This window comes from Parapedobacter flavus, assembly GCF_035818675.1.
GTDB lineage: Bacteria > Bacteroidota > Bacteroidia > Sphingobacteriales > Sphingobacteriaceae > Parapedobacter > Parapedobacter flavus.
Genome location: NZ_JAYKZZ010000068.1, coordinates 1 through 754, shown reverse-complemented (window position 1 = coordinate 754; position 754 = coordinate 1). Strand labels below are relative to the sequence as shown.

At 48.0% G+C, this 754-nt stretch carries 1 pseudogene; it reads right to left on the bottom strand.

Features of this window, described 5'->3' with window-relative positions:
- Positions 1-227: 227 nt before the first annotated feature.
- A pseudogene (locus U9S71_RS20895) lies at positions 228-701 on the bottom strand (IspD/TarI family cytidylyltransferase); the annotation flags it as partial.
- Positions 702-754: the final 53 nt, after the last annotated feature.

Here is a 754-nt window from a genome sequence, read left to right as displayed (position 1 = left end):
TAGAGATGAAAGTGGTGAAATCCAGTCGTTGGATAGCCTCGAATACCGTCCTAGATAAGAAAGCGAAGTAGATCGATTCCCCGGGTTTTGTCAGGTACTGTCCAGTACACCTACAGCATTCTCCCCATTTCATCTACTTCAATAGCCAAGCTCAATGGCTTGAAAACACTCGCTTTTACCCGATCGGACCACACATAAACTTTGATACGGGCCTTCCACCCCTTGTATTATAGCTCAAACGCCTTTTTAAGTATTCCATACTTAAAGACCTGCGGCGTTTGGACGATATGTATGTCGGATCGACTATACGTGCGGTCGAGTGCCACGGAACGATCGTCCTTATATAAACGTATAGGATTAACGGTGGAGACTGCAGGCACGACCGCACCGTATTCCCCAGCTTTCGCATATGCATTTATAATCACGTCCTCAGCAACGAATGGGCGAACGCCGTCGTGGACTGCCACCAGTACGTCACCACCTTCTGGAATGATGGCAAATGCATTTTTTGCGGAATGGAACCGTTCCTTACCGCCCAAAACAACGGTATGCGGCACATCGAAATCGTGCCGTTCCACGAGTTCGCGCCAAATTTCAGCGTACCCCCGATGAAGCACTAGGATAATCTCTATATTTAAGGGACAACGGTAGAATACATTCAAAGTATGCATCAGAACCGGCTTACCTGCCACCTCACTAAACTGTTTGGGTAGAGGCTTTCCTCAAATCGATTGCCCATGCCACCCGCAAGGAT